Origin of the sequence: Pseudomonas sp. 31 R 17 (assembly GCF_900004915.1) — a bacterium.
In the GTDB taxonomy this organism is placed as follows: Bacteria; Pseudomonadota; Gammaproteobacteria; order Pseudomonadales; family Pseudomonadaceae; genus Aquipseudomonas; species Aquipseudomonas orientalis_A.
Map to the genome: position 1 here is coordinate 1 of NZ_CVTN01000080.1, position 9,040 is coordinate 9,040.

Genomic DNA, 9,040 nt, shown 5'->3' on the forward strand with positions numbered 1-9,040 from the left:
AAGATCGGCTTCCTGGTCAAACAGGCCGAAGAACCCTGGTTCCAGACCGAATGGGCCTTCGCCGAAAAAGCCGGCAAGGAGCACGGTTTCACCGTGATCAAGATCGCCGTGCCGGATGGCGAGAAAACCCTGTCGGCCATCGACAGCCTGGCCGCCAACGGCGCCAAGGGCTTTGTGATCTGCCCGCCGGATGTGTCCCTCGGCCCGGCGATTGTCGCCAAGGCCAAGGTCAACGGCCTCAAAGTGATGGCCGTGGACGACCGCTTCGTCGACGCCAAGGGCAACTTCATGGAGGACGTGCCGTACCTGGGCATGGCCGCGTTTGAAGTGGGCCAGAAACAGGGCGCCGCCATGGCCGCCGAAGCGAAAAAACGCGGCTGGGACTGGAAGGACACCTACGCGGTGATCAACACCTTCAACGAACTCGACACCGGCAAGAAACGCACCGACGGTTCGATCAAATCCCTGGAAGAAGCCGGCATTCCCAAGGACCACATCCTCACCGCCGCGCTTAAAACCCTCGACGTGCCCGGCAGCATGGACGCCACCAACTCGGCCCTGGTCAAGCTGCCCAGCGGCGCGAAAAACCTGATCATCGGCGGCATGAACGACAACACCGTGCTCGGTGGCGTACGTGCCACTGAAAGCGCCGGCTTCAAGGCCGCCAACGTGATCGGCATCGGCATCAATGGCACCGACGCCATCGGCGAATTGAAGAAAGCCGACAGCGGCTTCTTCGGCTCGATGCTGCCAAGCCCGCATATCGAGGGCTACAACACCGCGCTGGCGATGTACGAGTGGGTCACCACCGGTAAAGAGCCCGCCAAATACACCGCCATGGACGAAGTGACCCTGATCACCCGCGCCAACTTCCAGGAAGAACTGACCAAGATCGGGCTGTGGAAATGACCGCTGCGGCCCTGCGTTTTGACGGTATCGGCAAAACCTTCCCTGGGGTCAAGGCGCTCGATGGCATCAGCTTCACCGCGCACCCGGGGCAAGTGCACGCCCTGATGGGCGAGAACGGTGCGGGTAAATCGACGCTGCTGAAGATCCTCGGCGGCGCCTATATTCCCAGCAGCGGCACGGTGCAGATCGGCGAGCGGGTCATGGCCTTCAAGAACGCCGCCGACAGCATTGCCAGCGGCGTGGCGGTGATCCACCAGGAGCTGCACCTAGTGCCGGAAATGACCGTGGCCGAAAACCTGTTCCTCGGGCATCTGCCGTCGCGTTTTGGCGTGGTCAACCGCAGCGTGCTGCGCCAGCAGGCGCTGGCGTGCCTCAAGGGCCTGGCCGATGAAATCGATCCCCAGGAAAAGCTCGGCCGCCTGTCCCTGGGCCAGCGCCAATTGGTGGAAATCGCCAAGGCGCTGTCCCGTGGCGCCCACGTGATTGCCTTCGATGAGCCGACCAGCAGCCTCTCTGCGCGTGAGATTGATCGCTTGATGGCGATCATTGCGCGCCTGCGCGATGAGGGCAAAGTGGTGCTCTATGTCTCGCACCGCATGGAAGAAGTGTTCCGTATCTGCACTGCGGTGACGGTGTTCAAGGACGGGCGCTTCGTGCGCACCTTCGAGGACATGAGCGCGCTGAGCCACGATCAGTTGGTGACCTGCATGGTCGGCCGCGATATCCAGGACATCTACGACTATCGCCCGCGCGAGCACGGCGAAGTGGCCCTGAAGGTCGACGGCCTGCTCGGCCCCGGCCTGCGCGAGCCGATCAGTTTCAACGTGCGCAAAGGCGAAATCCTCGGCCTGTTCGGCTTGGTGGGGGCAGGGCGCACGGAACTGTTCCGCCTGCTCAGCGGCCTGGAACGCGCCAGTGCCGGCAGCCTGGAGTTGTGCGGTGAGCCGCTGCAATTGCGTTCACCCCGCGATGCCATCGCGGCCGGCGTGCTGCTGTGTCCGGAAGACCGCAAGAAGGAGGGCATCATTCCGCTGTCCAGCGTTGCTGAAAACATCAACATCAGTGCCCGTGGCGCGCATTCGGCGTTCGGCTGGCTGCTGCGTGATGGCTGGGAAAAGGGCAACGCCGACGGGCAAATCAAGGCGATGAAGGTCAAGACGCCCAGCGCCGAACAGAAAATCATGTACCTGTCCGGCGGCAACCAGCAGAAGGCCATTCTCGGCCGCTGGCTGTCGATGCCGATGAAAGTGCTGCTGCTGGATGAACCCACGCGCGGTATCGATATCGGCGCCAAATCGGAGATCTATCAGATCATCCACAACCTGGCGGCCCAGGGTATCGCGGTGATCGTGGTGTCCAGCGACCTGATGGAGGTCATGGGCATTTCCGACCGCATCCTGGTGCTGTGCGAAGGCGCCATGCGCGGTGAACAACTGCGCGAAAACGCGACTGAATCCAACCTGCTGCAGCTGGCCTTGCCGCGCGGCCTGGCGAACTGAGAGACGACCATGACCCTTCAAAACAACGCGTTGCCGTCGGCACGCAAACCCCTCGATCTGCGCGCACTGCTCGACAACTGGGCCATGCTGCTGGCGGCGATAGGCATCTTTGTGCTGTGTGCCTTGTTGATCGATAACTTCCTCTCGCCGCTGAATATGCGCGGGCTGGGCCTGGCGATTTCCACGGTGGGCATTGCCGCGTGCACCATGCTGTTCTGCCTGGCTTCCGGGCACTTCGACTTGTCGGTGGGCTCGGTGATTGCCTGCGCCGGCGTGGTGGCGGCGATTGTGATGCGCGACACCGACAGCGTGATGCTGGGCATCGGCGCAGCGCTGTTGATGGGCCTGATGGTGGGCTTGATCAACGGCATCGTCATCGCCAAGCTGCGGGTCAACGCGTTGATCACCACCCTGGCGACCATGCAGATCGTGCGTGGCCTGGCCTATATCTTTGCCGACGGCAAAGCGGTGGGCGTGTCCCAGGATCAGTTCTTCGTGTTCGGCAACGGCCAGTTGTTCGGCGTGCCGGTGCCGATCCTGATCACCATCGTGTGCTTTCTGTTCTTCGGCTGGTTGCTCAATTACACCACCTACGGGCGCAACACCATGGCCATCGGCGGCAACCCGGAAGCGGCGTTGCTGGCCGGCGTGAACGTTGATCGCACCAAGATCCTGATCTTCGCCGTGCACGGTTTGATCGGCGCGTTGGCCGGGGTGATCCTGGCCTCGCGCATGACCTCCGGCCAACCGATGATCGGCCAGGGCTTCGAGCTGACGGTGATTTCGGCCTGTGTGCTGGGCGGGGTGTCATTGAGTGGCGGTATCGGCATGATTCGCCATGTGATTGCCGGGGTGTTGATTCTGGCGATCATCGAGAATGCGATGAACCTGAAGAACATCGACACGTTTTATCAGTATGTGATCCGTGGCTCGATCCTGCTGCTGGCCGTGGTCATCGACCGCATGAAGCAACGCTGAATCCAAGTCATCAGGAGATCAAATGTGGGAGGGGGCTTGCCCCCGATAGCGGTGAGTCAGTTGATGCATCTGTAGCTGACCCACCGCAATCGGGGGCAAGCCCCCTCCCACAGTTTTAATCGGCAGTGAATTTAAAAATGGTGTTCTGGGTGTAGGTTTGCCCTGGGTTCAAGCGAGTCGAGGCAAAACCAGGCTGGTTAGGCGCATCCGGAAAGTGCTGGGTCTCCAGGGTGAATCCGCTCCAATGCTGATAGGCCTTGCCGCCCTTGCCCTTCATCGAACCGTCCAGGAAGTTGCTGGTATAGAACTGCACCCCAGGCTCGCTGGTGTAGAGCTGCAAACGCCGACCCGACTCGGGATCATGCACCTCGGCCGCCAGCTGCTTGACGTCACCCTTGGTATCCAGCGCCCAGTTGAAGTCGAACCCGCCCTGTTTCGGTTCGGCAAACTTGAGCTGCGGGTGGTCGTCCTTGATGTGCTGGCCGATAGGCGTGGGCTTGAGGAAGTCCATCGGCGTGCCCTTGACCGGCGCCAGTTCGCCGGTGGGGATCAGGGTGGCGTTCACCGGTGTGTAATGGCTGGCGTGCAGGGTGGCGACCTGCTTGAGGATGTCGCCATTGCCCGCGCCGGCCAGGTTGAAGTAGCTGTGGTTGGTGAGGTTGAGCACGGTTGGTTTGTCGGTGGTGGCGGTGTAATCGATGTGCAGTTCGTTCTTGTCGTTCAGGCGATAGGTGACTTCGGTTTTCAGGTTGCCGGGGAAGCCCATTTCACCGTCCCTGGACAGGTAGGTGAGGGTGACCCCGACCGAATCCTTGTCCTTGAGCGGCTTGGCTTGCCACACCTGCTTGTCGAAGCCCTGGGCGCCGCCATGCAGCGAGTTGGGGCCGTCGTTGAGCGGCACCTGGTAGCGTTTGCCGTCGAGTTCAAAGGCACCGCCGGCCAGGCGATTGCCGAAGCGGCCAATGGTCGCGCCGAAAAACGCGGTGCCGGCCTGGTAGCCCTGCACGTCGTCAAAACCCAGCACCACGTCGTCGACCTTGCCGTGTTTGTCCGGCACCTTCAGCGACTGCAGCACACCGCCGTAGGTAATCACCGTGGCTTGCATGCCATGGCTGTTGCGCAGCACGTATTGTTCGACGGCGGTGCCGTCGTTGGTTTTGCCGAAGGGTTTGTGTTCGCTGCTCAAGCCGGCGGCATGTGCGCCGCCGCTGGCGATCAGCATGGACAGCGCCAGGCCGGACAGCAGGTATCGAGGGTGCTTCATGGTCGAACTTCCTTTTGTTGTTTTAGGATTGAATAGTTCTACTAATGTGCGATATTTCGTCACTTGGACAGCGAATTTATAGCCTTTAACGCCGATTTCGTAAAATAAAATAAGACTAATTGATCGAGGCATCACGTTATGAGTACTGAGCACGCCCTGTATCCCGACCTCAAGGGCAAGACCGTAATGATCTCCGGCGGGGCTTCCGGCATCGGCGAATTCATGGTGCGGGCCTTCGCGGCCCAGGGCGCCAAGGTGGCCTTCGTGGACCGCGCACAAAGCCAGGGCGAACGCCTGGCGGCACTGTTGAACTCCAAGGGGCATACCGTCGAGTTCGAATGCTGCGATATCACCGACGAGATTGGCTACCGTGCAGCGATCGGGCGTTTCGAGCACTCCCTGGGCCCGATCACGGTACTGGTCAACAACGCCGCGAACGATGTGCGCCATACCTTGGAGGAAATCGACTCGGAGATGTTCGACCGCCTGATTGCGGTCAACCTCAAGCACGCGTTCTTTGCCGCCAAGGCCGTGGCACCGATGATGAAACACGCCGGTGGCGGTTCGATCATCAACCTCGGCTCCGTCGGCTGGATGATGGCCTCCGCCGGCTACCCGGTGTACGCCGCCAGCAAGGCCGCCGCCCACGGCATGACCCGCGGCCTGGCTCGGGAGCTGGGGCCGCACCACATCCGCGTCAACACGCTGGTGCCAGGCTGGGTGATGACGGAAAAACAACTGGCCCTGTGGGTAGACGACGCCGCCCGCGAGCTGATCGCCCGCAGCCAGTGCCTGCCGGGCAGTGTGATGCCCGAGCATATCGCCAATATGGCGCTGTTCCTCGCCTCGGACGCTTCGGCGATGTGTTCGGCGCAGAACTTTATCGTGGATGGTGGTTGGGTGTAGGGCCCACGCCGCGGTCCAACTGTGGGAGGGGGCTTGCCCCCGATGGCGATGTGTCAGCCAGCTTATATGTTGACTGGTACACCGCCATCGGGGGCAAGCCCCCTCCCACATTTGAATAGTGGTGTGCATTCGATGGTGTCGCGCTTGAAGAGCGGGTGCGTCAGTCGTTCATGTCGAACGCCTTGCAGCGCCGGGCGGCTGTCCGGTAATGCGCTTGAAGGCCCGGCTGAACGCCGCCTGGGAGGTGTAGCCGAGGCGTTGCGCCACGGTGTCGATGGGCATGCGCTCCAGGGTCAGCCATTGGCTGGCCAGGCGCATACGCAGTTCCGTGGCATAGCGCAGCGGCGGTACGCCGAGGGCGGCCTGGAAGCGATCGGCGAACACCGAGCGCGAGGTGTGACACTGGGTGGCAAGCTGCGCCACGCTCCAGTCGTGGCCCGGTTGCTGATGCAGGGCGAGCAGGGCGGGGGCCAGGCGCGGGTCGCGTAACGCCGCCACCAGTCCCGAGGCGTTGCCACAGGCGCACTCGACCCAACCCCGTACGATCATCGCCGCCACCACATCGGCGAGGCGCGCGAGGATACCGGCATAACCCACGCGCGCCGCGGACACTTCGCGTTCCATGACCGCCAGAATCGGCATCAGTCCCGGGTAACGCTGGCCTGCGGCATCGATCAGCATCAGGGCCGGCATCAGGTTGCCGAGCCCGTGGAGGCTGCCGAGCTCGAACTCCATGCATGCACTGAACAACAGCCTGTCGGGGACGGTATCGGGTGAGGCGTTCACGGCGCAGACGGTATCCCCCAGCGGAGCGCTGGCGAAATCACTGATGTCCTGCACAGCCGCATCCGGCGCGGATAACAGCGCGTGCGCGCCGCCGTGGGAGACGAACACCGCGTTGCCGGCCGACAGGGCGAAAAGGCTGCCGTCCTCGGCACGCAGCGTGGCGCGACCGGTCGCGAGAAAGTGAAAATAGGCATGGCCCGGCTTGGCATCAAAGGCCATGCCGAACGTAGGCCCGGCCTGGATGCGCCGGTACTGCACACCCCGCAGGCGCATGCCGCGCAGCAATTCATTGATCAGGTCGGAGGAAGCGGTGAAAGCGTCCACTGAAGTCATATTCGGGGTTTCAGTCAAATAATCGAGGTTCTGCATCATAGATCATCCTGGCCGGCCTACCTAGACTGAGCGCCACGTTAATGACTGTAGGAAGACTTGTTATGACTGATTGTGCAGCCCATGCGCCTGCAGGCGTTGTGGCAGAGCCGGCCTGGCTGGCGGTATTTTCCCTGGCGATGGGGGTGTTCGGCTTGCTCACGGCTGAGTATTTGCCGGCCAGCCTGTTGACGCCGATGGCCCTGGACCTGGGCGTTACAGAGGCACTGGCCGGGCAAGCGGTCACGGTGACGGCGGTAGTGGCGCTGTTCGCCGGTTTGCTGGTGCCCGGCCTGACCCGTGGTATCGACCGGCGCATCGTGCTGCTGGGCTTTTCCACGCTGATGATTGCCTCCAACCTGCTGGTGGCGCTGTCCTCCAGCCTGACGGTGCTGTTGCTGATGCGCATCCTGCTGGGCATTGCCCTCGGCGGTTTCTGGAGCATGGCGGCGGCGGTGGCAATGCGCCTGGTGCCTGCGGCGTCCTTGCCCCGGGCGCTGTCGATCATTTTCAGCGGGATCGCATTGGGTACCGTGGTCGCCGTGCCGCTGGGCAGCTACCTGGGTGGCCTGTACGGCTGGCGCAGTGCATTTATCGCGGCGGCCGCCGTCGGCGTGGTGACCCTGGCCTTCCAGGCATTCACGCTGCCGCGCCTGGCGCCCAATGGCACCGCGCGCCTGCGCACCGTGCTGCACGTGTTGCTGCGCCCCGGCATCGCCATGGGCATGTTCGGCTGCGTCTTGGTGCACACCGCGCATTTCGCGCTGTTCACTTATATCCGGCCGTTCCTGGAAAGCACCACCGGCGTCGGCACCGAAGGGCTGGCGCTGATGCTGCTGGGTTTCGGCGTGGCGAACTTCGCCGGCACGCTGTTCGCCGGTTGGTTGCTGGTGCGCCACCCACGGGCAACGCTGGTGTTGATGCCGGTGCTGGTGGGCGTTGCGGCACTGGCGTTGGTCTGGCTGCCTACGTCACTGCCGACCCAGGCGCTGCTCCTGGCGCTCTGGGGCATGGCGTTTGGCGGCGTGCCCGTGGCGTGGTCGAACTGGGTCGCGCGTGCGGTGCCGGACCAGGCCGAAAGTGCCGGAGGCATGGTGGTGGCGTCGGTGCAGTCGGCCATCGCTGCGGGCGCTGCCGGTGGCGGGTTGATGTTCAGCGTCAGCGGCATTGGCGGGGTGTTTGTCGGGGCGGGTGTGTTGATGCTGCTCGCGGCGTTGCTCATCGCACTGCGTGTGCAGGTACCAGGGCAGGACGGTGACCTGAGTGTGACGCACCACCCGTCTTTGGTTTAGTCTGAAACCCTTCGTTGATCGCAAGCGCTCCAGGAGCATTGAACATGGCTGACTACGTACCCCCCAAGGTCTGGACCTGGGACGCCGAGAGCGGCGGCACCTTCGCCAGCATCAACCGGCCCATCGCCGGCGCCACCCATGAGCAAGCGCTGCCGGTGGGCAAGCATCCCTTGCAACTGTATTCCCTGGCCACGCCCAACGGGCAGAAGGTCTCCATCCTGCTCGAAGAGTTGCTGGCCCTCGGGCACACCGGCGCCGAATACGACGCCTGGCTGATCAAGATCGGCGACGGCGACCAGTTCGGCAGCGGCTTCGTGGGGGTCAACCCGAATTCGAAGATTCCGGCGTTGATGGATCACAGCGGCGCGGCGCCGATTCGCGTGTTCGAGTCGGGCGCGATCCTGCAATACCTGGCCGAAAAATTCGCGGCGTTCTTCCCCGCCGAACCTGCGGCGCGTGCCGAGTGCCTGTCGTGGCTGTTCTGGCAGATGGGCAGCGCACCGTATCTGGGCGGCGGCTTCGGGCATTTCTATGCGTATGCGCCAAGCAAGATGGAGTACCCGATCAATCGCTTTGCCATGGAGGCCAAGCGTCAGCTGGATGTGCTGGACAAGCGCCTGGCGGTGAGCAAGTACATTGCCGGGGATGAGTACACCATTGCCGATATCGCTATCTGGCCCTGGTACGGCGGGTTGGTGAAAGGGCGCTTGTATGGGGCGGCGGAGTTTCTGTCGGTGCATGAGTACAAGCATGTGTTGCGCTGGGCCGATGCGATCGATGCGCGGCCGGCGGTGCAGCGTGGGCGGCGGGTGAATCGGGTGTCGGGCGACGATCAGTTGGCTGAGCGCCATGATGCACGTGATCTGGACTGAGTGAAATCCAATGTGGGAGGGGGGCTCCCGATGGCGGCCTCTGGGCCGACCAGGATGTTGGATTGGACCGAGTACATATCCGTTTCTGCGGTCACGGCTGCTATGGGTTCCGCCCTTACGGCGGCTCACTTTTGAAAAGCGCAAAAGTAAGCAAAACGCTCTTGC

The 9,040-nt window shown here is 62.8% G+C and carries 8 protein-coding genes; 6 read left to right on the forward strand and 2 right to left on the reverse strand.

The features are described from left to right. The 3 genes from BFP89_RS23000 to araH all read left to right on the forward strand — a co-directional run. Window positions 1–909, forward strand: a 909-nt coding sequence (locus tag BFP89_RS23000; protein ID WP_065887777.1) for a substrate-binding domain-containing protein, incomplete at its 5' end; no start/stop codon positions are given. Continuing rightward, window positions 906–2,408: an L-arabinose ABC transporter ATP-binding protein AraG gene (araG, locus tag BFP89_RS23005; RefSeq protein ID WP_065887778.1), complete on the forward strand. Its 1,503-nt coding sequence runs from the start codon at window positions 906–908 to the stop codon at window positions 2,406–2,408. The genes BFP89_RS23000 and araG, both read left to right, overlap by 4 nt. A 9-nt stretch (window positions 2,409–2,417) precedes the next feature. After that, window positions 2,418–3,386 carry an L-arabinose ABC transporter permease AraH gene (gene araH / locus BFP89_RS23010; RefSeq protein WP_065887779.1) on the forward strand — a complete coding sequence of 323 codons (969 nt, stop codon included), beginning with the start codon at window positions 2,418–2,420 and terminating at the stop codon, window positions 3,384–3,386. A 115-nt stretch (window positions 3,387–3,501) separates the two neighbouring features. Here the strand turns inward: araH and BFP89_RS23015 are convergent, their stop codons facing one another. Further along, window positions 3,502–4,650, reverse strand: coding sequence for an aldose epimerase family protein (locus BFP89_RS23015; protein ID WP_065887780.1), 1,149 nt, complete (start codon window positions 4,648–4,650; stop codon window positions 3,502–3,504). A gap of 138 nt (window positions 4,651–4,788) precedes the next feature. Here BFP89_RS23015 and BFP89_RS23020 point away from each other — a divergent pair, with 138 nt between their 5' ends. Continuing rightward, window positions 4,789–5,556 (forward strand): SDR family NAD(P)-dependent oxidoreductase, encoded by a 768-nt coding sequence (locus BFP89_RS23020; protein ID WP_065887781.1) that lies wholly within the window; start codon window positions 4,789–4,791, stop codon window positions 5,554–5,556. A gap of 168 nt (window positions 5,557–5,724) precedes the next feature. On the opposite strand, the gene BFP89_RS23025 is transcribed toward BFP89_RS23020, so the two are convergent. Beyond that, complete coding sequence (locus BFP89_RS23025; protein ID WP_065887790.1) at window positions 5,725–6,711, reverse strand: AraC family transcriptional regulator; 987 nt, start codon at window positions 6,709–6,711, stop codon at window positions 5,725–5,727. 65 nt (window positions 6,712–6,776) lie between these two features. On the opposite strand from BFP89_RS23025, the gene BFP89_RS23030 reads away from it, so the two are divergent. Further along, the gene (locus BFP89_RS23030) at window positions 6,777–8,003 is read left to right on the forward strand and encodes an MFS transporter (protein ID WP_065887782.1); all 1,227 of its coding nucleotides are present in this window, start codon (window positions 6,777–6,779) and stop codon (window positions 8,001–8,003) included. Between the two features lie 44 nt (window positions 8,004–8,047). After that, window positions 8,048–8,875 carry a glutathione-dependent disulfide-bond oxidoreductase gene (gene yghU / locus BFP89_RS23035; protein WP_065887783.1) on the forward strand — a complete coding sequence of 276 codons (828 nt, stop codon included), beginning with the start codon at window positions 8,048–8,050 and terminating at the stop codon, window positions 8,873–8,875. The last annotated feature ends 165 nt before the right edge of the window (window positions 8,876–9,040 follow it).